The organism is Actinomadura sp. 1N219, assembly GCF_044326405.1.
Lineage (GTDB): Bacteria > Actinomycetota > Actinomycetes > Streptosporangiales > Streptosporangiaceae > Spirillospora.
The window spans coordinates 1-25,755 of sequence record NZ_JBIRAY010000023.1; the positions used below are offsets into that span (position 1 = coordinate 1).

The 25,755-nt window shown below is 71.8% G+C and carries 10 protein-coding genes; 8 read left to right on the forward strand and 2 right to left on the reverse strand.

Annotated features, from left to right (window positions below):
• Positions 1-52: 52 nt before the first annotated feature.
• The gene (locus ACH35V_RS39635) at positions 53-1,696 is read right to left on the reverse strand and encodes a carboxylesterase/lipase family protein (protein WP_395980036.1); all 1,644 of its coding nucleotides are present in this window, start codon (positions 1,694-1,696) and stop codon (positions 53-55) included.
• A gap of 593 nt (positions 1,697-2,289) precedes the next feature.
• Here ACH35V_RS39635 and ACH35V_RS39640 point away from each other — a divergent pair.
• From ACH35V_RS39640 to ACH35V_RS39660, 5 genes are all read left to right on the forward strand, one after another.
• The gene (locus ACH35V_RS39640; RefSeq protein ID WP_395980037.1) at positions 2,290-4,158 is read left to right on the forward strand and encodes a CocE/NonD family hydrolase; all 1,869 of its coding nucleotides are present in this window, start codon (positions 2,290-2,292) and stop codon (positions 4,156-4,158) included.
• Positions 4,159-4,579: 421 nt separating this feature from the next.
• On the forward strand, positions 4,580-4,861 hold the full coding sequence (locus tag ACH35V_RS39645) for an FmdB family zinc ribbon protein (protein WP_395980038.1): 282 nt from the start codon (positions 4,580-4,582) through the stop codon (positions 4,859-4,861).
• A gap of 9 nt (positions 4,862-4,870) precedes the next feature.
• Positions 4,871-5,524, forward strand: coding sequence for an AmiS/UreI family transporter (locus ACH35V_RS39650; RefSeq protein WP_395980039.1), 654 nt, complete (start codon positions 4,871-4,873; stop codon positions 5,522-5,524).
• 61 nt (positions 5,525-5,585) lie between these two features.
• Complete coding sequence (gene fmdA / locus ACH35V_RS39655) at positions 5,586-6,833, forward strand: formamidase (RefSeq protein ID WP_395980040.1); 1,248 nt, start codon at positions 5,586-5,588, stop codon at positions 6,831-6,833.
• A 154-nt stretch (positions 6,834-6,987) separates the two neighbouring features.
• Positions 6,988-7,773, forward strand: coding sequence for an SAM-dependent methyltransferase (locus tag ACH35V_RS39660; RefSeq protein WP_395980041.1), 786 nt, complete (start codon positions 6,988-6,990; stop codon positions 7,771-7,773).
• On the opposite strand, the gene ACH35V_RS39665 is transcribed toward ACH35V_RS39660, so the two are convergent.
• Complete coding sequence (locus tag ACH35V_RS39665) at positions 7,770-8,429, reverse strand: hypothetical protein (protein WP_395980042.1); 660 nt, start codon at positions 8,427-8,429, stop codon at positions 7,770-7,772. The genes ACH35V_RS39660 and ACH35V_RS39665 overlap by 4 nt on opposite strands.
• 287 nt (positions 8,430-8,716) lie before the next feature.
• Between ACH35V_RS39665 and ACH35V_RS39670 the strand changes: the two genes are divergently transcribed.
• From ACH35V_RS39670 to ACH35V_RS39680, 3 genes are all read left to right on the forward strand, one after another.
• The gene (locus tag ACH35V_RS39670; protein WP_395980043.1) at positions 8,717-9,100 is read left to right on the forward strand and encodes a helix-turn-helix domain-containing protein; all 384 of its coding nucleotides are present in this window, start codon (positions 8,717-8,719) and stop codon (positions 9,098-9,100) included.
• 27 nt (positions 9,101-9,127) lie between these two features.
• The gene (locus ACH35V_RS39675) at positions 9,128-9,541 is read left to right on the forward strand and encodes a hypothetical protein (RefSeq protein WP_395980044.1); all 414 of its coding nucleotides are present in this window, start codon (positions 9,128-9,130) and stop codon (positions 9,539-9,541) included.
• Between the two features lie 392 nt (positions 9,542-9,933).
• Complete coding sequence (locus ACH35V_RS39680; protein ID WP_395980045.1) at positions 9,934-25,755, forward strand: SDR family NAD(P)-dependent oxidoreductase; 15,822 nt, start codon at positions 9,934-9,936, stop codon at positions 25,753-25,755.

Here is a 25,755-nt window from a genome sequence, read left to right on the forward strand (position 1 = left end):
CACACCCGCGGGCCCCCGATTCGGATTGACGGTCACGGTTGTCGATTGACGGTCAGCGGTTGTAGGGAGTGAGCTTGTCCCAGAAGTCGCAGTGGTGCTGGCGCGCGATTTCGCGGGTCAGTTCACTGTCGCCGGCCGGGGCCAGGGACATCACGTCCGGGTTGTGGCGGGTGAATCGCGGCCACAGGGGCGCGCCCTTCACGGTCGGGCTGCCGGTGCGGGCGAATCCCGTCCACTGGGCGGTGATCTGCGCGCCGAACGCCTGCTGGTTCGGGGTGAGTTGCGCGCCCGCGCGGGGCGACAGGAATTGGTTCAGCAGGACGTGGAAAGCGCCGTTGGGCTTGGTCTGGTCGAGGAAGCTCGCGGGCGGGGCGTCGGCGTTGTCGGATTGGTAGGCGTACACATTGATGTAGCGCGACATCCGCCGGTGGTTGAGCAGGGACGGGCAGACGGAGTTGGAGTCGGCGACGATCGTCCGGTAGGCGATGAACGCCGAGGGGTCGGGGAAGCGGTCGAGCGGGTACCGGGCGAACACCTGGGGGGCGTACCGTCCGTACTGCTCCCGCACCATCCGCTGGTAGTCGGCGGGCGAGTTGGCGGAGGCCAGCTGGGTCTCGTCGCGGTCCACGCCGTGCATGAGCGTCACGTCGTTGATGCGGCCGGTGGCGAGCGCCTTCCCCATCGACATGGTGAGGGTCTTGCCGTCGACGACCGGCGCGATCGTGCCCTGGTCGGGGCCCATCCCGTTGCCGGACTTGTCGAGCAGCGTCTTCACCGGCACCTGGCGCAGGCAGGCGGCGGTGTCTGCGGCGTCGCCGCAGCCGACGGCGGCCGCGAACCGCTCGTTGATCCGGTGCGCCTCGTCCGCGGTGGGCAGTTCGGACTTGCAGTCCTGCGGCTGCCAGGACGTGTTGGTGGTCCCGAGCAGCGAGTTGTATTCGCCGCTTTGCGCGATTCCCTTGTGGAACAGTCCCTTCGCGGTGGGCGAAACGGCGTTGGCGCAGACGCTCGACCCTCCGGCGGACGCCCCGAAAATGGTCACGTTGCCCGGGTCGCCGCCGAATTTGGTGATGTTCTTCTGCACCCAGCGCAGCGCGGCCTGCTGGTCCTGGAACGCGTAGTTGCCGGAGTTTTGGCCCAGCTCCTTGTGCGACATGAATCCGAAGATGCCCAGCCGGTAATGCAGCTCCACCGAGATGACGTCGCCGGACCGGACGAGGTGGCTTCCGTCGGCGGGGGTGCCGAACCGGAATCCGCCGCCGTGGATCTGCACCATCACCGGCAGCCGTTTGGAACCGGCGTTCTCCGGCGCCCGGACGTTCAGGTTCAGGCAGTCCTCATTGGTCGACCCTGCGCCGAGACCGTCCGCCTGCGGGCAGTTGGTGCCCCGCTCGGTGGCCGGGAACGTCGAGGTCCAGGCGGGTGCGGGCGCGGGCGGGGCCCAGCGCAGGTCGCCGACGGGCGGGGCGGCGTACCGGATTCCGAGCCAGGACGCGACGCCGTTCGAGACCGTCCCGCACACGGGTCCCTTGTCCGTGTTGACGGTCGTGCCCGGTGCGCATTCGGCCGCTTCGGCCGTTTTGGTCAATGTCGTGGACGCGGGGGAAGTGCGGGCCGCGGACGGCGGGGCGGTGAACATCATCGCCGCCGCCGCGACCGCGATGATCGCGGGCCATCGGAGTTTCTTCGGCTCCATGCCGACCTTCTCTTTCTCGCGCGGGGGAATGGACGGCGCCGCCGATCCAATGGAAGGCGCCGGGGGTCGCGGGAAGTCGGCCACGCCACCGGGAAACGGCAATATGCCGGACGCTCTCTGTCCGGGCCGGTGACGTGACGAGCGGGGTACGGATCTGTCTCAGGGGCCGACGAGGGCAGTAGCGCCTTTACTTCTGCCGGATAGTGTGCGCGCGCATGATGATCGCGGGTGAATCGAAGATTAAATTGGCGTTTTGAAGCCGGATAGAGTCCCGTGCCGCCGTGTTCGGCCAGCGGCCACCTGGGAGCGGCGACCGGCGCGGGGGATCGATGAGCGGTCGGATCCCTGCGACGGGCGGTCGTTCGGGCCCGAATTTCCGCGTCCGGCCTTCGCTCGACCGGACGATCGGGACAATCCACGCAAATCGCACGGCTCATCGTGCGTTCCCGACCGCTCGCCGCAGCCGCCCCCGATGCTCGACGCGCCCGCCCGGCGGTTCGGCGCAGCCGCCTCCCGGCCCCCCTGACCAGCGCTCGTGATCATGTGATGCTCCGCCCGACGACGTCGAGTGATCGACCGGAAGGGATGCGGGGATGAGATCAAGACGGCGTACCACCAGACCGGCGGGAGCGGGCCGGGGCCGAAAACTGTCCCTCGCGGCGGCGGTCGTGGTGCTGGCCGGCGCGGCGGCCGCCCCCGGCGCCAGCGCCGCCGGCGGCACGGCGGCGGCGGGCGAGAAGTGCGAGTTCACCGTCCAGAGGGACGTCCCGACGACCATGCGGGACGGCACCGTCCTGCGCTCCAACGTGTTCACCCCGAAGGGGAAGGAGGACTTCCCGGTCATCCTGATACGGCTGCCCTACAACAAGGACCGCGCGGAGAACATCTTCTACGCCGACCCCGACTTCTACGCGGCCGCGTGCTACATGGTCGTCGCGCAGGACGTCCGCGGGCAGTACAAGTCGGACGGCACCTTCTACCCCTACCGGGACGAGGCCACGGACGGCTACGACACCATCGAGTGGGCGGCGCGGCTGCCGCACTCGAACGGCAAGGTCGGCATGTACGGCTTCTCGTATCCGGGGCTGACGCAGTGGCTCCCGGCCACGCTCCGTCCGCCGCACCTGGTCACGATCGTCCCGGCGTTCACCTCGTCCGACGCCTACGACGGGTGGACGTACGAGGGCGGCGCGATGTACCAGTCGTTCACCCAGGACTGGCCGCTGTTCTCCCTGGCCAACAGCGCCGTCGACCGGCTGCCGGACGGGGCGGAGTTGAGCGCGGAGATGAGCCAGGCGTCCCGCGACCTGTTCCGGAAGTGGTACTGGTCCCTGCCGCTGAACAAGTGGCCGCCGCTCTACCCCAAGGACGAGCGCGTCGCGCCCTACTACTACGACTGGGTCAAGCACCCCAGCAACGACGCCTACTGGAAGCGTTGGAGCATCCGCGACCGGTACCCGCAGATCACCGTCCCGGCGCTGAACTACGGCGGCTGGTACGACATCTTCCTCGACGGGACGGTCGAGAACTTCGCCGGGATGCGCGCCAAGGGCGGCTCACAGGAGGCCCGCGACGGCGCGAAGATGCTCATCGGCCCGTGGGGCCACGGCAGCTCGGGCCGCAGGTCGGGGGTCGCCGACTTCGGGCCGGAGGCGGTCGTCTCGATCGAGGAGGTCCAGCTCCGCTGGTTCGACTACTGGCTCAAGGGCAAGCGCAACGGGCTGGACAAGGATCCCGCCGTGAAGATCTTCGTGATGGGCGCCAACAAGTGGCGCACGGCGGACTCCTGGCCGATCCCCGGCACCGACTACACCACGTACTACCTGCACAGCAACGGTGACGCGAACACGCTGACCGGCGGCGGCACGCTCAGCACCGGCCGGCCGGCGAGGGAGGCGGCCGACCGCTACCGGTACGACCCGGAGAACCCGGTGCCGAGCTTCGGCGGACGGTTCCAGAGCTCGGTGCCCGGCGGCGTCCAGGACCAGCGGCTCATCGAGCAGCGGCGGGACGTCCTCGTCTACAGCACCCCGCCGCTGGCGAAGGACACCGAGGTCACCGGCCCGATCTCGGTGACGCTGTACGCGTCGTCCTCCGCCCGCGACACCGACTGGACGGCGAAGCTCACCGACGTCCACCCGGACGGCAGCTCGATGATGATCCGGGACGGGATCCAGCGGGCCAGGTACCGGGTGTCCCTGGAGCGCCCGTCGCTGATCCGTCCCGGGAAGGTGTACAAGTACACGATCAAGCTGTGGCCCACCAGCAACGTGTTCAAGGCCGGCCACCGCATCCGCCTGGAGATCTCCAGCAGCAACTTCCCGATGTTCGACCGCAACCCGAACACGGGGAAGACGTTCGGCACCGACACCAGGACGAAGGTCGCCGACCAGACGGTCTTCCACGACGCCGAGCACCCGTCCTCGATCACCCTGCCGATCATGCCGAGCCCGATCGGCTGACCGCGCCCGATCGGCTGACCACCCCCGATCGGCTGACCGCGCCCGGACGGTGCCCCGGCTCGCCAGACCTTGGCGAGCCGGGGCACCGTTCAGGTTAGAACTATTCCGCTCGACAGTACTTAGGGCCCGAACGACCGTGCCGTCCACCACCGTCCGGTAACGGCCACGCGCCGCGTCGCCGCCCCGTGCGAGCCAGGCCGCGGCGGCCGTTGCGCGCGACCCCGGGAGCCCATAGCAGGACGTCATCGCACGGCTCTGGCCCGCACTCCGGGACCCGGGCCGCGGCCGCGGTGCCGAATCCTCGCCGCGAGGCGGTTTGCCGCCCGCGGATCGGGAAGACCCGCATCACATCATTGACGGATGCTTCCGAAAGAAATACTTTCGTCAGAAAGTAAGCATATGGGCAGCCGGGAGGCCCGTCATGGTGACCTATCAATACCGCTGCGCGCGCTGCGGCCCCTTCGACCTCGCGCTGCCGATGGGCCGGGCACGCCCCGAGGAGCGCTGCGCCCAGTGCGACGGCACCGCTCGCCGCGTCTACACGGCCCCGTCGCTCACCCGTCCCGGCGCCCCGCTCACGCGGGCGCTGGACGCCCAGGCCGCCAGCCGGCACGAGCCCCAGGTGGTGACGACGGCGCCTCCGCCGGAGCGCCGCCCGGCCCCGCCGTCCGACCCGCGCCACGCGCTGCTACCACGGCCCTAGGGGGTTCTCATGGCAAGCGTAGGACTGCTCTACGTCGGCGCGGTGCTCTTCGTCAACGCGGTGATGCTGCTCGGACGCGTCGACCCCCGATCCGCCGGGGTCATGAACCTGTTCGTCGGCGCGATGCAGGTCGTGTTCCCGACGATCCTGCTGGTCCAGGCGGGCACCGACACGGCCGCGATCAGCTTCGCGGCCGGCATCTACCTGTTCGGCTTCACCTACCTCTACGTCGGCATCGGCAACCTCGCCGGCCTCGACTCCACGGGCGTCGGCTGGTTCTCCCTGTTCGTGTCGTTCTCGGCGATCATCTTCTCGGCCGTGAACTTCTTCGACGTCAAGGACTACCCGTTCGGGGTCATCTGGCTCTCGTGGTCCTTCCTGTGGTTCCTGTTCTTCCTCCTCCTGGGGCTCAAGCGGGCGGAGCTGAACGACTACACGGGATGGGTGACCCTCGCCAACGCGCTGGGCACGACGACGCTCCCCGCGTTCCTGCTGCTGACCGACAACTACTCCAGCGCGGGCAAGTACGCCGTGATCTGGGCGGTCTGCACCGTCGTCATCGTCGTCGGGCTGTGGCCGCTGACCCGGCCCGGACGCACGGCCGGAGGCGCACCCGGAGGCACGGCCGGAGGCGCGCCCGCCGAACCCGCCACCGGACCCTGACCGCACTCCGGCAGATCACCGCACTTTCAACAGATCACGCAACAACTCTGGGAGGGCACTCATGCCAGAAGTCGTGTTCAGCGTCGACCAGGCCCGGTCGATGCGCGACCAGAACGTCCCCGGCCACAACCGGTGGCACCCGGACATCCCCGCGGCGGCGACCGTCCGTCCAGGGGCGGAGTTCCGGGTGGAATGCCGGGAGTGGACCGACGGCCAGATCGGCAACAACGACTCCGCGAACGACGTCCGCGACGTCGACCTGCAGCCCTGCCACATGCTGAGCGGGCCCATCGCCGTCGAGGGCGCCGAGCCCGGGGACCTCCTCGTGGTCGACATCCTCGACCTCGGGCCCGTCCCGCAGGAGACCGGGCCGAAGCCCGGCCAGGGCTGGGGCTACACGGGCATCTTCGCCAAGCAGAACGGCGGCGGTTTCCTCACCGACTACTACCCCGACGCCTACAAGGCCATCTGGGACTTCCACGGCCAGCAGGCCACGTCCCGGCACATCCCCGGGGTGAACTTCACGGGGATCACGCACCCCGGACTGTTCGGCACGGCGCCGTCCCCGGAACTGCTGGCGAAGTGGAACGCCCGCGAGCGGGCGCTCATCGCCACCGACCCGGACCGCGTGCCGCCGCTCGCGCTGCCGCCGCTGGAGCCCGGGACGCTCGCCGGCCCGCTCACCGGCGACGCGCTGGCCAGGGTCGCCGCGGAGGGCGCCCGCACCGTCCCGCCGCGCGAGAACGGCGGCAACCACGACATCAAGAACTTCACCCGCGGCGCGCGCGTGTTCTACCCGGTGCACGTGGCCGGCGGCATGCTGTCCGGCGGCGACCTGCACTTCAGCCAGGGCGACGGTGAGATCACCTTCTGCGGCGCCATCGAGATGGGCGGCTTCATCGACTTCCACGTCGACCTCATCAAGGGCGGCATGGAGAAGTACGGCGTGACCACCAACCCGATCTTCATGCCCGGCAACGTGGAGCCGCGCTACACGGAGTTCGTGTCGTTCATCGGCATCTCGGTGGACCACGACACCAACACCAACTACTACAACGACGCCACCATCGCGTACCGCAACGCCTGCCTGAACGCCATCGAGTACCTCAAGACGTTCGGCTACAGCGGCGAGCAGGCCTACCTCCTGCTCGGCGCCGCGCCGATCGAGGGACGCGTCAGCGGCGTGGTCGACATCCCGAACGCCTGCTGCTCGCTCTACCTGCCCACGGCCATCTTCGACTTCGACATCCGCCCGACGGCCGACGGCCCGCGCCGCGCCGACCGCGGCCAGTGCGCGGTCTCGTCCTGACATCGGAAACGCAGGGCGGCCCGCGGCGTCCGCCGCCCTGACCGCCGTGGGCGCCCCGGCCCACACGCCCCCCCCGCCCCCCGGCCCCCCACGGCGCGCTCCGGGGCTATAGTCCACGGCTGGACGAGCCCCGAGCGAAAGGCAGGACCCGCCCATGCCGGACGAGCCAGACCTGCGGACAGACCGTCCACACTCCGCACGGGTCTACAACTACATCGTCGGCGGCACGGCCAACTTCGCCGCCGACCGCGAGACCGCCGCGAAAGCACTGGAGGGCTGGCCGGGCCTGCGGACCTCGATGCTCGCCAACCGCGCCTGCATGCGGCGGATGGCCCGCCATTTCGCGGGCCTCGGCATCCGGCAGTTCCTCGACGTCGGCGCCGGCATCCCGGCCTCGCCGAACCTGCACGAGGTCGTCCAGGAGACGGCGCCCGACGCGCGGATCGTCTACGTCGACAACGACCCGGTCGTCCTCGCGCACGCCCGGGCGCTGCTGACCAGCACACCCGAGGGCCGCACCGCCTACATCGACGCCGACATGCGCTCCCCCGACCGGCTCTTCGGCGATCCCGCCCTCCACGAGACCCTCGACCTTTCCCGTCCGGTCGCCCTCACCGTGATCGCGATGCTCCAGTTCGTCGAGGACGCCCAGAGCCTGATGGACGCGCTCGTCGCCCCGCTCGCCCCCGGCAGCTGCGTCGCCCTCACCATCCCCACCGGCGACCTCGCCCCCGAGTCCCGCGACCTCGCCCGCGAGTACACGCGCAGCGGCATCCCCATGTACCTCCGCGACCGCGCCGAGGTAGAAGCCCTCCTCGCCGGCCTGGAGCTCCTCACCCCCGGCGTCGTCCCGATGCCCCGCTGGCACCCGGCCCCCGGCGACGCACCCCTCCCCGACACCGCCACCAACATGTACGCCGCCGCCGCCCGCAAGCCCTAACCCCACCCACCGCCAGGCGACCACAACCACGCTTTGGCGCGGGTCTCCTTGCAGCTGACGCGCAGGGGACGGTAGGCGTCCGGATTGATCAGACCGCCGCGAGCGGTGGCGTCGTCGTACAGCCTGTCGGACACGATGAGCCCGAGGTCGGCGGCGCCGTCGGCGAGCGCCTTCTTGAAAGCGGCGGCCTCTAGCAGCCGGAACAGATGGAGGACCGCCTGACCGGCCACGCCGTGCGCGTCCCGGTGGACGTGACCCGCGTGGACGGCGACGCGCAACCTTAACCGCGCCGCCGGGGACGCGAGGCGGTTGGAGCGGCGGAGCACCGCGGTCAGATGATGCGCGAAGGGGTCCAGGAAGTCGTCGGCGGGCACGTCGGGCGGCGCGATGATGAGAGCGCCGTCCCCACGGTCCTCCCGGTAGCAGTCCCACCAGGGGATCCGCGTGATCTCGCAGGCCTCGGCCAGGCGCATGTACATCTGGTGGCGCTGGTGAAGCTGGCTGTGCGCGTCGCCGAGCAGGCCGAAGGAGCAGATGTCGACGGCGGCCAGGGTGGCGTAGAGCGCGGGCGGCACGACGTGCGGCCGGAGGATGACCTCTCCGTCCGGCCGTGTCGGCGTCTGTTCGATGACGCGGAGATTGCGAGCGCTGGCCATGATTGCTGAACTCCGTTCGTGTTTTATGGTGTCGACCTGCTCTGGCGGGAACCAGGCTGTTGCGGAAATCGGCCCGGCGTCAGGTCATTAATGCCCCACCCCTTTTCAGGACGAGGGCCCTCCTGGCTCAGATCTAGCAGATCGACTGGATGAAGCTCGGAGCCTTGACAAGAGTGCGACCTTTGCTAGCGGCCAAGGGTGGCAGCGAAACTTTTCGAACTTTGGCAAATTTCTCCGGGTGATGCCGGACAATGACGGGCAACGATGCCTGCAGGAGTCTGCCGACCATGCCGCCACGTCCACGTCCCCTGAACCCGTCGGTCCCCGTGGAGCGCTTCGCGCTGGCCCTGCGCCGCCTGCACCGGGACGCGGGCAGGCCCAAGCAGCAGGTACTCGCCACCGCGATGCACTGCAGCCACGCCACCGTCTCGGCCATTCTCAACGGTCACCGGTTCCCCTCCTGGGAGCAGACGGCGGCGTTCGTCGAGGCCTGCCGCGGTGACGTCCAGGCGTGGCGGTCTCATTGGGTCGAGGTCGACCGGGAGATCAGCGCGGAACTCTCGCCGGACCACGGCGGGGAGGCGCTGCTTCAGGCCCCCTCGTCATCGGTCCAGCATCTGACCGGACGCCACCACTACAAGGCCTTGACCGCGCAGATCCGCAAGGCCTAGTCGCGCATCCTTACCACTTATATCCGCGTGACGCCGCCGTCGTACTTCGTCGGGTTCACGGACCGCGACACGGGTGATGCCGCGGAAGAGTACTTCGCCGAGTTGAGCAATTGGCCCCTTTTGCAAGGGGCGCGATCGATGTGCCGTCTGATCTGCCTGCCCAACAGGGAAATGGTCGACTGGGCCAGAGGGCACCACGAGAGCTCCGGGGATCTCCCGAACTACGAAGTGCGAGTCGTCGACTGGCAGATCAGCGCGGACCCCGTCAACCTGGCCGTCTTCGACGACACCGTCGCCTTCCTCACGTTCGCGGCCGGCACCGCCCAGGAGATGACCGGCTTTCGCATCGACGACCGGAACCTCGTCCGCGACGCCGCCGGGTACTTCGGCCGACTCTGGTCCAGCGGTATCCCGCTGGCCGACCGACTCAGGGAACTCTGAACGGTGGCACCCGCCTCGCGGGCTGTCCGCGGGTGTGCGGCGTGCTCGCGCCGGCAGCCTTTCCGGGACGGTTGATTGCTTCGCCCGATCGCGGATCTGTTTTCGGTAAGTCGTGCCTAGCGCTTATCGTGAGAAGAGTTCATTGGCGGACCGGGAAGCGCTGCGACCGAATGTCGTCGGCGCTGACGTTACGGACGGAATGGACGCCGAACAACCCCTATGTCAACCCCTACCATTGGCCGTCGCACCGGACTGGCCTGGCCATTCTTGGACGGTAGGGGTGGTGTGACGGCGATCAGGGGTGCGCGCGGGTAGTGGCCTGCCCGCCCCGGCCGGTTGAATTCGCTGGTGACCGCGGGTTCGCGGTGTGTCGGCCGATTTCAGTGTGCGGGGTGGTCGGGATAAATACCGAGGAGAAGCTGCTCGACTATCTCAAGCGGACGACCACGGATCTGCGCGAGGCGCGCAGGCGTGTCGCCGAGTTCGAGGAGCGGGACCGGGAGCCGGTCGCGATCGTGGGCATGGCGTGCCGGTTCCCGGGAGGCGTCGTCTCGCCCGAGACGCTGTGGGACCTGGTCGCGGGCGGCGCGGACGGGCTGTCCGGCTTCCCCGCGGACCGGGGCTGGGACGCGGCGGGCCTGTTCGACCCGGAGCCCGGCCGTCCGGGCAAGAGTTACGTGGACCGCGGCGGCTTCCTGCACGACGCGGGCTGGTTCGACCCGGGGTTCTTCGGCGTCGGCCCGAACGAGGCGCTGGTCATGGACCCGCAGCAGCGGCTGCTGCTGGAGGTCTCGTGGGAGGCCCTGGAACGGGCGGGGATCGACCCGTCCTCGCTGCGGGGAAGCCGCACGGGCGTGTTCGCCGGCGTCAACTACCACGACTACGCGTTCAACAGCAGCACCGGCGCGATCGCGTCCGGCCGGATCTCCTACACGCTGGGCCTCGAGGGCCCGGCGGTGACGGTGGACACGGCGTGCTCGTCGTCGCTGGTGGCGCTGCACTGGGCGATCCAGTCGCTGCGCACGGGCGAGTGCTCGCTCGCGCTCGTCGGCGGAGTCACGGTCATGGCGACCCCCGACACGTTCATCGAGTTCAGCCGCCAGCGCGGGCTGGCGGCCGACGGGCGCTGCAAGTCGTTCGCGGCGGCGGCGGACGGCACCGGGTGGGGCGAGGGCGCCGGGATGCTGCTGGTGGAGCGTTTGTCGGACGCTCAGCGGAACGGTCATCGGGTGCTCGCGGTGGTGCGGGGGAGCGCGGTCAACCAGGACGGGGCGTCCAACGGGCTGACCGCGCCGAACGGGCCGTCGCAGCGGCGGGTGATCCGCGAGGCGCTGGCCGCCGCGGGGCTGAGCACGGTGGACGTCGACGCGGTCGAGGCCCACGGGACGGGGACGAGGCTCGGCGACCCGATCGAGGCGCAGGCGCTGCTCGCGACGTATGGCCAGGACCGTCCGGAGGGGCGGCCGCTGTGGCTGGGGTCGATCAAGTCGAACATCGGGCACACGCAGGCCGCGGCGGGTGTCGCCGGGATCATCAAGATGGTCCAGGCGATGCGGCACGGCATGCTGCCGAAGACGTTGCACGTGGACGAGCCGACCCCGCATGTGGACTGGTCGGCCGGCGATGTGGAGCTGCTGGCCGAGGCGCGCGAGTGGGCGGCCGGCGGGCGTCCGCGCCGGGCCGGGATCTCCTCGTTCGGGATCAGCGGGACGAACGCGCATGTGATCATCGAGGCCGCCGAACCGGCCGGCCCCCGCAGCGACCAGGCCGTTCGCGAGTCGCCGCCGGCCGTTCCTTGGGTGCTCTCGGCACGCGATCAGGCCGGGCTGCGCGGCCAGGTCGAACGGCTGCGCTCGCACGTCCGGGCGCGCTCCGAGCTGGCGCCTCTCGACGTCGGATGGTCCCTGGCGACCGGCCGGGCGGTGCTGGAGCACCGCGCGGTCGTGATCGGCCGGGACCGGGACGAGCTGCTCGCGAGCCTGGACCGGCTCGTTGATCCGGACGGTCAGACCGCCGTCCAGGGCATCGCCGGGTCGGGTTTGACGGCCTTCCTGTTCTCGGGCCAAGGCGCGCAGCGGCTCGGAATGGGCCGAGAGCTGTATGAGGCGTTCCCGGTGTTCGCGGTTGCTTTTGATGACGTGTGCGCGGCATTGGACGGGCATTTGGACCGTCCGTTGCGTGACGTGATGTGGTCTGAAGCCGAATTGCTGGATCAGACGGTGTTCACGCAGGCTGGATTGTTCGCGGTCGAGGTGGCGCTTTTCCGGTTGCTGGAGTCGTGGGGTGTGCGGCCTGATGTGCTGGCCGGGCATTCGATTGGCGAGTTGGCGGCGGCGCATGTGGCCGGGGTGTGGTCGCTGGACGATGCGGCGAAATTGGTGGCGGCGCGCGGACGGTTGATGCAGGCCCTTCCGGCGGGCGGCGCGATGGCGGCCGTGCAGGCTTCCGAGGACGAGGTCACCGATCTGCTCGGTGATGGGCCGGTGTCGGTGGCGGCGGTGAACGGCCCGGCGTCGGTGGTGGTGTCGGGAGCCGAGGACGAAGTCGTCCGGATTGTTGAGCACTTCAAGGGGCTGGGGCGTAAGGCGTCGCGGTTGCGGGTGTCGCATGCGTTCCACTCGCCGCTCATGGACCCGATGCTGGACGGATTCCGCCGCGTCGCCGAAAGCCTGGAATACCGGCTGCCGGAGATCCCGATCGTTTCCACCTTGACGGGTGGAGCCGCCGCGTCCGGCGAAGTCGGCTCGGCGGAGTACTGGGTGCGGCATGTGCGGGAGGCGGTGCGGTTCGCCGATGCCGTCCAGACGCTGCACGCCGACGGGGTGACCCGTTTCGTCGAGCTGGGGCCGGACGGCGTTCTGACCGCGATGACCGAGGCGTGCCTCGACGCGTCCCAGGACGGCGAGACGACGGACGGCGAGACGACGGTGGCGGCGGCGCTGCGCGGAGACCGTCCGGAGCCTGCCGCGCTGCTCGCCGCGGTGGCTTCGCTGCACGTCAAGGGCGTCCCCGTGACCTGGCGGGCCGTGCTGGACGACCGGGGCGCCGAGCAGGTGGATCTGCCGACGTACGCGTTCCAGCGGGAGCGGTACTGGCTGGTGAGCCCGGACGGGACGGGCGACGTCTCGGCCGCCGGGCTCCAGCAGGACGAGCATCCGCTGCTGGGCGCCGTGGTGGCGTTGCCGGAATCGGGCGGCGTGGTGCTCACGGGACGCCTGTCCCTGAACGCGCAGCCCTGGCTGGCCGACCACGAGGTGGGCGGCGCCGTCCTGCTGCCGGGGACCGCGTTCGTCGACCTCGCGATCCGCGCCGGGGACCATGTCGGCTGCGGGTTCCTGGAGGAGCTGACGCTGCAGGCGCCGCTCGTCCTGCCGGAGCACGGCGGTGTCGCCGTCCAGGTCGTGGCGGGCGCGGCGGACGAGTCCGGACGGCGCGTCGTCGGCGTCTACTCCCGGACCGGGGACGACACGGCCGACCAGGTCTGGGTCCGGCACGCCACCGGGACGCTGACCGCCGAGGCGGGCGAGCCGTCCTTCGACCTCGCGGCGTGGCCGCCCGAGGGGGCGTCGGCCATCCAGATGGACGGCGCCTACGAGCGGCTGGTGGCCGCCGGATACGGCTACGGCCCCCTGTTCCAGGGCTTGAAAGCGGCGTGGCGTCGCGGGGACGAGCTGTTCGCCGAGGTCGCGCTGCCCGACGACGCCTGGGAGGACGCCGGCCGGTTCGGGTTGCATCCGGCGGTCCTGGACGCGGTGCTCCACACGGGACTCGTCGCCAGGGCACAACGCGAGCGACCGGAACACGAAGAGGAGGAGGACGCGACGCTGCTGCCGTTCGCATGGAACGGCGTCCGCCTCTACGCGTCAGGCGCGCCCGCCGTCCGGGCGCGGCTGACCCCGGTCGGCTCGGACGGCACGGCCCTGCACCTCGCCGACGGGACGGGACGCCCGGTCGCGGCGGTGGAGTCCCTGGTGTCGCGCCCGATGACCCCGGGCCCCCTCGCAGCGTCGGCTTCGGCGTCCCGTGATCCGCTTTACCGCGTGGAGTGGCCCACGTCGCCGGTCCCGGGCCTAGTTCCGGGTGCCCACGGCGCTGCGGCCGCCGGTTCCTGGAGCGTGTGGGACGAACTCGCCGGGCAGGACGAGAACGCCCCGTCCCCTGAGATCGTGGTGCTGCCCGTCGAGCACGGACCGGCCGAGGAGGTCGGGGCCGCTGTGCACCGCGTGCTCGCGGCCGTGCAGGCGTGGTCGTCGGGTCGCCGGTTCGCGTCGTCGCGGCTGGTGGTCGTCACCGCGGGCGCCGTCCCGGCGGGCGGCGAGGACGTCACGCATCTGGCGGGCGCGGCCGTGTGGGGCCTGGTCCGCTCGGCGCAGTCGGAGGACCCGGGACGGATCGTCCTGGTGGACGCCGACGACCTGGACGACCTCGCCGGAGCGGTGGCGGTCGTGTCGGCGACCGACGAGCCCGAGGTCGCGATCCGCAACGGGACCGTCCACGTCCCGAGGCTGGTGCGCGTGGCCGCAGGACAGCCTGAGCCGGGTGAGGCGGAGGAACGTCCGTTCGGTGAGGGAACCGTGCTGGTCACGGGCGCGATGGGTGCCCTGGGCGCGCTGATCGCACGGCATCTCGTGACCGTCCACGGTGTGCGACGCCTGCTGCTGGTCGGCCGCCGCGGCGCGGAGGCGCCCGGCGCCGGTGAGCTGGTGGCGGAGCTGGCGGACCTGGGCGCGGACGCCGAGGTGGCCGCGTGCGACGTCGCCGACCGGACGGCGCTCGCGGACCTGCTCGCCGCCGTCCCCGACCGGCATCCCCTCTCGGCCGTGGTGCATGCGGCGGGCGTGCTGGACGACGGCGTCATCGCGTCCCTGACCCCCGAACGCGTGGACGCGGTGCTCGCACCGAAGGCCATCGGCGCGTGGAACCTGCACGAACTGACCCGCGACGCGGACCTGTCGGAGTTCGTCGTGTTCTCCTCGGCGGCCGGTGTCCTCGGCGCACCCGGCCAGGGAAACTACGCGGCGGCGAACGCGTTCGTGGACGGGCTCGTCCAGCATCGCCGCGCGCTGGGCCTGCCGGGCCGGTCGCTGGCGTGGGGCCTGTGGGCCTCCGACGAGGGCATGGCCGGACGCCTCGATGACGACGGCGTGCGGCGGATGGCCCGGTCCGGAGTCCACGCCCTGACCGTCGAGGAGGGGCTGCGGTTGTTCGACGCGGCCATGACGGTCGAACAGCCGGTGCTGATGCCGATCCGGTTGGACCCGGCGGAACTGGCCGGAGCCGGAGCCGGAGTGGGCGATGAGCCGCCGCACGTCCTGCGAGGGTTGGTGACCCGCCGACGTCCCGCGGCGGACGCCGGACCTGGGGGTGTGGCGGGCGCGGCCGGAGTGCTGCGGGAGCGCCTGTCGGTGCTTCCGGAGGACGAGCGCCGGACGGTCCTGCTGGAGATCGTCCGGACACAGGCGGCGTCCGTGCTCGGCTACTCCGATCCGGAGCCGGTCGACGCCGAACGCGCGTTCCGCGACCTCGGCTTCGACTCCCTTTCAGCCGTTGACCTGCGAGGACGGCTCAGCAAGGTGACCGGCCTCCGGCTTCCCGCGACGCTGGTGTTCGACTATCCGACGCCGGTGGCGCTGGCGCGGTACCTGGTCGACGAGCTGCTGGGGACGGATTCCGCCGTGGCTGCCGTCGCGGTCCGGGCGGCGGCGGTCGATGACGATCCGATCGCGATCGTCGGGATGGCGTGCCGCTACCCCGGCGGCGTCGTCTCGCCCGAGGACCTCTGGGACCTGGTCACCGGCGAGACCGACGGGGTGTCCGGCTTCCCCGCCGACCGCGGCTGGGACGTCGAGCGGATCTACGACCCGGACGGCCTCCGCCCAGACACCAGCTACGTCGGCTCCGGCGGCTTCCTGCATGACGTGGCGGGGTTCGACCCCGGCTTCTTCGGCATCAGCCCCAACGAGGCCTGGCTGATGGACCCGCAGCAGCGGTTGCTGCTGGAGGTGTCGTGGGAGGCGCTTGAGCGGGCGGGCATAGACCCGGCGTCGTTGCGTGGCAGTGCGACGGGTGTGTTCGCCGGGATGATGTATCACGACTACGCCTACAACAACAGCACGGGTTCGGTGGCGTCGGGCCGGATCTCCTACACCTTCGGCTTGGAAGGCCCGGCGGTGACGGTGGATACGGCGTGTTCGTCGTCGCTGGTGGCGTTGCATCTGGCGGTGCAGGCGTTGCGGTCGGGTGAGTGTTCGCTGGCGTTGGCGGGCGGTGTGGCGGTGATGGCGACGCCGGATGCGTTCATCGAGTTCAGCCGTCAGCGCGGCTTGGCTCCGGATGGGCGGGCCAAGTCGTTCGCGGCGTCGGCGGACGGCACCTCCTGGGGCGAAGGCGCCGGGATGCTGCTGGTGGAGCGCCTGTCGGATGCTCGCCGCAATGGGCACCCGGTGTTGGCGATTGTGCGGGGCAGTGCGGTCAACCAGGATGGTGCGTCCAATGGCCTGACCGCGCCGAACGGGCCGTCGCAGCGCCGCGTGATCGGCCAGGCCCTGGCCACCGCAGGCTTGACCACGAGTGATGTGGACGCGGTCGAAGCGCACGGTACCGGCACCACGCTGGGCGATCCGATCGAGGCGCAGGCGGTGTTGGCGACCTACGGGCAGAACCGCCCCGAAGGACGTCCGTTGTGGCTCGGGTCGATCAAGTCGAACATCGGGCACACCCAAGCCGCCGCCGGGGTGGCGGGGATCATCAAGATGGTCGAGGCGATGCGGCACGGCGTCCTCCCGAAGACGTTGCATGTGGATGAGCCGACCCCGCACGTGGATTGGTCGGCGGGCGCGGTCGAGCTGCTGACCGAAGCGCGCGAATGGCCGGTCAACGGGCATCGGCGCCGCGCTGGGATCTCCTCGTTCGGGATCAGCGGGACGAACGCGCACGTCATCATCGAAGAACCCGAGCCTGAACCGCAGCCGTCCGAGTCCGTCGAGGAGGTGCGAGGCCCGCTGCCGGTCGTGCCGTGGGTGATCTCCGCCCGCGACGAGACGGGACTTCTCGGCCAGGCCGAACGTCTCCGCGCCCACGTGGAGGCCCGTCCGGAGCTGGATCCGGACGATGTCGGGTTCTCGCTGGTCAACACACGTGCGCTCCTGGAGCACCGCGCAGTGATCCTGGGCCGTGACCGCGACGAACTGCTGTCGGGGCTGGACGCACTGGACGGTCCTGATGCACTGCGCGGGGTGGCCGGATCCGGTTCGACCGCGTTCCTGTTCTCCGGTCAGGGTGCGCAGCGGCTCGGAATGGGCCGGGAGCTGTATGAGGCGTTCCCGCGCTTCGCGGACGCGTTCGACGCGGTGTGCGCGGCACTGGACGAGCATCTGGACCGTCCGGTTCGTGATGTGGTCTGGTCGGACGCCGAGCGGCTCGATCAGACGATGTTCACACAGGCCGGGCTGTTCGCGGTCGAGGTCGCACTGTTCCGGTTGCTGGAGTCGTGGGGCGTCCGTCCCGACGTGCTGGCCGGGCATTCGATCGGTGAACTGGCTGCTGCGCACGTGTCCGGGGTGTGGTCGCTGGACGATGCGGCGAAGCTGGTGGCGGCGCGCGGACGGCTGATGCAGGCCCTTCCGCCGGGCGGCGCGATGGCGGCGGTGCAGGCGTCCGAGGACGAGGTCACCGCCCTGCTCGGGGACGGGCCGGTCGCCGTCGCGGCGGTGAACGGGCCGCAGTCGGTGGTGGTGTCGGGGGCCGAGGACGAGGTCGTCCGGATTGTCGATCACTTCACCGGCGAAGGGCGCAAGACGACCCGGTTGCGGGTGTCGCATGCGTTCCATTCGCCGCTCATGGACCCGATGCTGGACGAATTCCGCAACGTCGCCGAAGGCCTGAATTACGGAGCCCCGGCCATTCCGATCGTGTCCACCCTGACCGGTGGAGTCGTTGAGTCGGAGCAGCTCGGCACGGCGGAGTACTGGGTGCGGCATGTGCGGGAGGCGGTGCGGTTCGCCGATGCCGTCCAGGCCCTGCACGCCGACGGAGTGACCCGGTTCGTCGAACTGGGTCCGGACGGCGTCCTGACCGCGATGACCCACGCCTGCCTGGACGACGCGTCCACCCGCATGCTGGTGACGCCGGCGCTGCGCAAGGGCGCACCGGAAATCGAGGCTCTCCTGAGCACGGTCGGGCGGCTGCACGTGGATGGCGCCCCGGTCGATTGGAAGGCGGTCTTCGCCGGACGAGGCGCCCGTCAGGTGGACCTGCCCACCTACGCGTTCCAGCGGCAGCGATACTGGCTGGACGGGCCCGGCGCCGCAGGTGACGTCTCGGTGGCGGGACTGCGTCCGGCCGAGCATCCGCTGCTGGGCGCGGTCGTGACGCTGCCGGAGTCGGGCGGCGTGGTGCTGACCGGCCGCCTGTCGCTGGGGACACGGCCGTGGCTGGCCGATCACCGGGTGCTGGGCAGCGTGCTCTTCCCCGGGACGGGGCTGGTCGAGCTGGCGATCAGGGCCGGTGATCACGTCGGGTGCGGGGTGCTGGAGGAGCTGACGCTGCAGGCGCCGCTCGTCCTGCCGGAGCACGGCGGCGTGACCGTCCAGGTGGTCGTGGGAGAGGACGACGACGAGGCCGGACGGCGGCGTTCCGTGGGCGTCTACTCCCTGCCCGGGGACGGTTCCGACGACGACGCCTGGGTCCGTCATGCCACCGGAACGCTGACCGCCGATGCCGGTGAACCGTCCTTCGACCTGTCGGCATGGCCGCCGGAGGGCGCGTCGCCCGTCCCGCTGGACGGCGCGTACGAGCGGCTGGCGGACGCGGGCTACGGCTACGGCCCGCTGTTCCAAGGGCTTCGCGCGATGTGGCGTCGCGGGGACGAGCTGTTCGCCGAAGTCGCGCTGCCCGAAGAGTCCTGGGAGGAGGCCGGCCGGTTCGGGATGCACCCGGCGGTGCTCGACGCGGTCCTCCACACCGGTCTGATCTCCGGGGACGGCGAACGGGCCGGCGACGGCGAGATGGTCCTCCCGTTCTCCTGGAACGGGGTGCGGCTGTTCGCGTCCGGCGCGCCCGCCGTCAGGGCGAGGGTGGCTCCGTCCGGGCCGGACGGCGTGTCGCTGTGGCTGGCGGGCCTGGACGGGCGTCCCGTCCTGGCGGCGGATTCGCTGATCTCGCGGCCGGTTTCGCCTCGGCAGCTGTCCGCGCCCGCGTTCCACGACTCGCTGTACCGCCTGACATGGTCCGCCGCCTCGGTCCCTGCCGCCGTCTCCGCCGATGCGGCGGAGGTGTCGTGGTGCCTGTGGGACGACGTCGGCCTCCAGGACGGGCCGGTGCCGGACGTCGTCGCCGTCCGCGTCGCGGGCGACCTCCCGGGCGACTCGGTCATCGACGGGGTGAACGAGGTGCTCGCCGTCGTCCGCGCATGGTCGGCGGACGAGCGGTTCGCGTCGTCCAGGCTGCTGGTCGTCACGTCCGGCGCGGTGGCGCTGGACGGCGAGGACGTCCGGGACCTGGTGGGCGCGGCGGTGTGGGGGATGCTGCGATCCGCGCAGGCGGAGGACCCCGGTCGCTTCGTCCTGGCTGACACCGACGGCACCGATCTCGCCGAGGTGGTGCGGCTGGTGACGGCGATCGGCGAGCCGCAGGCCGTGGTCCGCGAAGGGACGGGACATGTCCCGCGCCTGACCCGGACGCCCGTTCCGACCGCCCCGGAATCCGAGACCGACGAACCGGACGGGCCAGTGCTCGGCACCGGCACCGTTCTGGTCACCGGCGGGACGAGCGGGTTGGGCGCCCTGGTCGCGCGGCATCTGGTGTCGGCGCACGGCGTCCGGGATCTGCTGCTGACGAGCCGTCGCGGCATGGATGCTCCGGGCGCGACAGAACTGGTGGCGGAGCTTGCGGAATCGGGCGCGCGGGCGGAGGTGGCGGCGTGTGACGTGAGCGATCGTGCCGCGTTGGCACGGTTGCTGGAAGGCCGCCGCTTGTCGGGTGTCGTGCACGCCGCCGGGGTGCTGGACGACGGGATGATCTCGTCGCTGACGCCCGAGCAGGTCGCGGGCGTGATGGGCCCGAAGGCGGTGGGCGCGTGGAATCTCCACGAGCTGACCCGCGAGATGGACGTGTCGGCGTTCGTGGTGTTCTCGTCGGCGGCGGGCGTGCTCGGTGCGCCGGGGCAGGGCAACTACGCGGCGGCGAACGCGTTCGCGGACGGGCTCGTCCAGCATCGCCGAGCGATGGGGCTGCCAGGCCAGTCGCTGGCCTGGGGGCTGTGGACCGCCGACACCGGGATGGGCGGACGGCTCGACGACGGCGACCTCAGGCGGATGCGGCGCTCCGGCGTCCGTCCGCTGACCGTCGAGCAGGGCCTGAATCTGTTCGACGCCGCCGCCCGAGCCGGGGACCCGCTGCTGGTCCCCATCGGCCTGGACCTCAACGCGCTGGCCGGGGCCGGTGACGGAGTGCCGCATGTGCTGCGGATGCTGGCGGGAGGCGCGCGTCCCGCGGCCGGGACCTCCGCAAGCGGCCCGAGCGGCGCGAGCGGTGCGTTGCGCGGACGTCTGGCGTCGCTGCCGGAGGACGACCGCGTCCAGGCGCTGGTGGAGATCGTCCGGGTGCAGGCCGCGTCGGTGCTCGGATACGACGGGCCGCGCGCGATCGACGGTGAGCGGGCGTTCCGGGACCTCGGCGTCGACTCGCTGTCGGCCGTCGAGCTGCGCAACCGCCTGAACGAGGCGACGGGCCTGCGGCTCCCCGCGACGCTGGTGTTCGACTATCCGACGCCGGTGGCGCTGGCGCGGTATCTGCTCGATGAGCTGCTGGGGACGGATTCCGCCGGGACGGGGGTCGTGGTCCGGGCGGCGGCGGTCGATGACGATCCGATCGCGATCGTCGGGATGGCGTGCCGATACCCCGGCGGCGTCGTCTCGCCCGAGGACCTCTGGAGCCTTGTCGCGGACGGGACGGACGGCATCTCGGCCTTCCCGGACAACCGCGACTGGAGCGTGGAACGCCTCTACGACCCGGATGGCACTCGTCCCCGGACGAGCTACGTCGATCAGGGCGGATTCCTCTATGACGCCGGTGATTTCGACGCGGACTTCTTCGGCATCAGCCCGAATGAGGCCTGGGCGATGGACCCGCAGCAGCGGCTGCTGCTGGAGGTGTCCTGGGAGGCGCTCGAACGGGCGGGTATCGACCCGGCGTCGTTGCGCGGCAGCGCGACCGGCGTGTTCGCCGGGATGATGTATCACGACTACGCCTACAACAACAGCACCGGTTCGGTGGCGTCCGGCCGTATCTCCTACACCCTCGGCCTCGAAGGCCCTGCGGTGACGGTCGACACCGCATGCTCGTCGTCACTGGTGGCCTTGCATTGGGCCGTCCAAGCGCTGCGCTCGGGCGAATGCTCGCTGGCACTGGCCGGTGGCGTGACCGTGATGGCGACGCCGGATACGTTCATCGAATTCAGCCGCCAGCGCGGCCTGGCTCCAGACGGCCGGGCCAAGTCGTTCGCGGCCTCGGCGGACGGCACCTCCTGGGGCGAAGGCGCCGGGATGCTCCTGGTGGAGCGGTTGTCAGACGCCCGCCGCAATGGGCACCCGGCGCTGGCGATCGTGCGGGGCAGTGCGGTCAATCAGGATGGTGCATCCAATGGCCTGACCGCGCCGAACGGCCCGTCGCAGCGCCGCGTGATCGGCCAGGCCCTGGCCACCGCTGGCCTGACCACGAGTGACGTGGACGCGGTCGAAGCGCACGGCACCGGCACCACCCTGGGCGATCCAATCGAAGCGCAGGCGCTGCTGGCGACCTACGGCCGGGACCGGGAGCCGGAACGTCCGCTGTGGCTCGGGTCGATCAAGTCGAACATCGGGCACACCCAAGCCGCCGCCGGTGTCGCGGGAATCATCAAGATGGTCCAGGCGATGCGGCACGGCGTCCTGCCCAAGACCTTGCACGTGGACGAGCCGACCCCGCATGTGGATTGGTCGGCGGGCGCGGTGGAGTTGCTGACCGAGCCGCGCGAATGGCCGGTCAACGGGCATCCGCGCCGCGCCGGGATCTCGTCCTTCGGGATCAGCGGGACCAACGCGCACGTGATCATCGAAGAACCCGAGCCTGAGCCGCAGCCGTCCGAGCCTGTCGAGGAGGTGCGAGGCCCGCTGCCGGTCGTGCCGTGGGTGATCTCCGCCCGCGACGAGACGGGACTTCGCGCCCAGGCGGAGAAGCTCGGCTCGTACCTGGAAGCACGTCCGGACGTGTCCCCGCTCGACGTTGGGTTCTCGCTGGCGACGTCCAGGGCGGCGCTTCCGCATCGCGCGGTGGTGCTGGCCGCCGACCGGGACGCGGCCCTGCGAGGACTGGCGGGGCTCGCCGAGGGATCGGATCCCCGCCCTGGCCTCCTCCGGGCCATCGCCTCGGACGGCTCGACGGCGTTCCTGTTCACCGGCCAGGGAGCGCAGCGCGCGGGCATGGGCGCGGAGCTGCACGCCGCGTTCCCCGCGTTCGCGGACGCCTTCGACGCCGTGTGCGCCGAGCTTGACGCCCACCTCGACCGCCCCCTCAAGGACGTGATCGGTTCCGCGGACGACGCCGGAGAGGCCCTCGACCAGACCGGTTACGCGCAGGCGGGCCTGTTCGCCGTCGAGGTGGCGCTGTTCCGGCTCCTCGAATCCTGGGGCGTCCGTCCCGACCTCCTGACCGGGCACTCCATCGGCGAGCTGGCCGCCGCGCATGTCGCGGGGGTGTGGTCGCTGCGGGACGCGGCCACGCTGGTCGCGGCGCGCGGACGGCTGATGCAGGCCCTTCCGCCGGGCGGCGCGATGGCGGCCGTCCAGGCGTCCGAGGACGAAGTGATCCCGATGCTCGGCGCCGGACGCGTCGACATCGCCGCGGTGAACGGCCCGGACTCGGTGGTCGTGTCGGGCGACGAGGAGGCGGTGGACGACCTCCGGTCCCATTTCGACGGGCTGGGACGCAAGACGTCCAGGCTCCGGGTCTCGCACGCGTTCCACTCGCCGCTCATGGAGCCGATGCTCGACGAGTTCCGTACCGTCGCCGAGAGCCTCCGCTATGCCCCGCCCCGCGTCGCCGTCGTGTCCGCCCTCACCGGCCGCGTCGCGGCAACGGACGAACTGACGTCGCCGGAGTACTGGGTGCGTCATGTGCGGGAGGCGGTCCGGTTCGCCGACGCCGTCGCGCGGCTGGAGTCCGAGGGCGTGACGCGGTTCGTCGAGCTGGGCCCGGACGGCGTGCTGACCGCGATGGTCCGGGGCCTGCTGGACGACCCGTCCGGCGAACGCGTCGCGGTGCCCGCGCTGCGCCGCACCGGCGCCGAGACGGCCGACCTGCTCACCGCCGTCGGGCAACTGCACGCCGGCGGCGCGCCCGTTGACTGGCGCGCAGTGTTCGGCGGGACGGGCGCGCGGCGGGTCGATCTGCCCACCGCCGCGTTCCAGCGCCGCCGGTACTGGCTGAGCGATCGGATCGTCGGCGGGGACCCGCAGTCGATCGGGCTCGGCGAGGCCGGGCATCCGCTGCTCGGCGCCGTGGTCCCGTCGCCCGAGTCCGGCGGGGCGGTGCTGACCGGGCGGCTGTCGCTGACCGCGCAGCCGTGGCTGGCCGATCACACGGTCGGCGGGACGGTGCTGTTCCCGGGCGCCGGGTTCGTGGAGCTGGCCGTCCGGGCCGGGGACCAGGCCGGCTGCGGCGCGCTGGACTCGCTGACGCTGGAGACGCCGCTTGTCCTGCCCCGCGACGGCGGCGTGGCGCTGCAGGTCGTGGTCGGCGACGCGGAAGAGGCGGACCCGGACCGCAGGCCCGTCGCGGTGTATTCGCGCGCCGACGCGGACACCGACGGCCCGTGGCGGCGGCACGCCGCCGGGGTGGTCACCGCGGGCGCGGCGGAGCCGGTGCCCGACGCGCGGCCGTGGCCGCCGCCGGACGCTGTGCCCGTCGACCTGGACGGGTTCTACGCGGACATGGCGGAGGCGGGCCTCGGCTACGGCCCGGTCTTCCGCGGGCTGACGGCGGCGTGGCGGTCGGGCGACGAGGTGTTCGCCGAGGTCGCGCTGCCGGAGCAGGCCCAGGAGGACGGCTTCGGGATGCATCCGGCGCTGCTGGACGCGGCGCTGCACGCGATCGCGCTGAGCGGACGGGCGGGTTCCGGCACGGCCGTGCCGTTCGCGTGGTCGGAGGTGGAACTGTTCGCCTCGGGCGCGACGGCGCTGCGCGTGCGGGTGACACCGAACGTCGGTGGCGGCGACGGTGTGTCGCTGCACCTGTCGGACGCCGCCGGGCGCGCGGTCGCGTCCGTCGGGTCGCTGGCGCTGCGGGAGATCTCCGCGGATCAGCTGGCGTCGGCCGGGCCTGAATTCCACGAGTCGCTGTTCCGGGTGGAATGGTCGCCGGTGGCGGCCGGCGCGGACGACGAGCCCGGCACGTCGTGGGCGGACTGGGAGGCGCTGAAGCCGGACGGCGACGTGCCCGAGGTCGTGGTCCTGCGGGTGACGGGCGGGACGGACGCCGCCACGGTCAGGAGAACCCTCCATCACGTCCTGGACGTCCTGCGGACCTGGCTGGGCGAGGAGCGGTTCGCCGTGTCCAGGCTGCTGGTCGTCACGTCCGGAGCGGTGTCCGTGGACGGCGAGGACGACGACGTGACCGACCTGGCGGGCGCGGCGGTGTGGGGCCTCGTCCGCTCGGCGCAGTCGGAGAACCCCGGCCGCGTCACGCTCGCCGACCTTCCTGCCGGGGGCGTGCAGGAGCTTGACGTCCGCGAAGCGCTGGCCGCACTGGCTTCCGGTGAGCCGCAGGTGGCCGTCCGCGGCGGCGCGGCGCACGCCCCGAGGCTGGCGCGCGTCCCGGCGGGACCGCCCGGTGGCACGCCCGCCTCCGTCCTGGCGGGGGAGGGCCCGGTGCTGGTCACCGGCGCGATGGGCGCGCTCGGCGGGGCGGTGGCACGGCATCTGGTGACCGGGCACGGCGTCCGGCGGCTGCTGCTGGCCGGACGGCGCGGCGCGGACACCCCCGGCGCGGCGGAGTTGCGCGCCGAGCTGGCCGCGCTGGGCGCCGAGGCCGAGATCGCGGCCTGCGACCTCGCCGACCGGGACGCCGTCGCGGAACTGCTGGCGGACCGCCGCCTCACCGGAGTCGTCCACGTCGCAGGGGTGCTGGACGACGGCGTCATCCCGTCGCTCACACCGGAGCGCATGGACGCCGTCCTCCGCCCGAAGGTGGACGCGGCCTGGAACCTGCACGAGCTGACCCGCGACATGGACCTGTCGGCGTTCGTGCTGTTCTCCTCGGCCGCCGGGGTGCTGGGAGCCCCCGGCCAGGGCAACTACGCCGCGGCGAACGCCTACCTGGACGCGCTCGCCGCGCACCGGCGGGCGCACGGCCTGCCCGCCCAGTCGCTCGCCTGGGGGCTGTGGCGGACCGACGACGACGGCATGGCGGGCCGCCTCGGCGAGGGCGACGTCCGGCGGATGGCCCGCTCCGGCGTGACCGCGCTGCCCGCCGCGCGAGCGCTGGAGCTGCTCGACACCGCCGGCACGCTGGACGCTGCCGCGCTGGTCCCGATCGGGCTGGACCTCGCGGGCCTGGCCGCCGCCGACGACCTGCCCCCGCTGCTGCGGGGCCTGGTCAGGCGGCCGTCCCGGAGGGCCGCGGGCGCCGGGCAGGGCTCGGCGGACGCGCTGCGCCGCCGCCTGGCCGGAATGTCTCCGGACGAGCGCGACGAGGCGCTGCTGGAGATCGTCCGGACGCACGCGGCGGCGACCCTCGGACACGACGGGCCCCGGGCGATCGAGCCCGGCCGGGCCTTCAGCGAGCTGGGGTTCGACTCGCTCACCGCGGTGGAACTCCGCAACGGCCTGAACGCGGCGACGGGGCTGCGGCTCTCGCCGACGCTGGTGTTCGACTACCCGAACCCCCGCGTCCTCGCCGCCCATCTCGGCGCGGAGCTGGCCCCGGACCTCGGCGCCGGCGGGGACGGCGGGGAGGCGGAGGTGCGCCGCATCCTCCAGGCGATCCCCCTCAACCGGCTCCGGGAAGCCGGGCTGATGGACAGCCTCCTGGAGCTCGCCGGGGCCCGGGACCGGGTTGCGGAACCCGGCGGCGACGACGGCGGCGGCGAGCGCGGCCCGATCGACGCGATGGACACCGAAAGCCTGATCAGCATGGCGCTCGACGGCGCCGGGTTCGACGACACGACGCGGGAAGAGTGA

Bases quoted from the DNA above. Each gene is read 5' to 3' on its own strand.
- ACH35V_RS39670 (WP_395980043.1), top strand. From the start codon at position 8,717: ATGCCGCCACGTCCACGTCCCCTGAACCCGTCGGTCCCCGTGGAGCGC.
- ACH35V_RS39660 (WP_395980041.1), top strand. From the start codon at position 6,988: ATGCCGGACGAGCCAGACCTGCGGACAGACCGTCCACACTCCGCACGG.
- ACH35V_RS39650 (WP_395980039.1), top strand. From the start codon at position 4,871: ATGGCAAGCGTAGGACTGCTCTACGTCGGCGCGGTGCTCTTCGTCAAC.
- ACH35V_RS39665 (WP_395980042.1), bottom strand. From the start codon at position 8,429: ATGGCCAGCGCTCGCAATCTCCGCGTCATCGAACAGACGCCGACACGG.
- fmdA (WP_395980040.1), top strand. From the start codon at position 5,586: ATGCCAGAAGTCGTGTTCAGCGTCGACCAGGCCCGGTCGATGCGCGAC.
- ACH35V_RS39645 (WP_395980038.1), top strand. From the start codon at position 4,580: ATGGTGACCTATCAATACCGCTGCGCGCGCTGCGGCCCCTTCGACCTC.
- ACH35V_RS39640 (WP_395980037.1), top strand. From the start codon at position 2,290: ATGAGATCAAGACGGCGTACCACCAGACCGGCGGGAGCGGGCCGGGGC.
- ACH35V_RS39635 (WP_395980036.1), bottom strand. From the start codon at position 1,696: ATGGAGCCGAAGAAACTCCGATGGCCCGCGATCATCGCGGTCGCGGCG.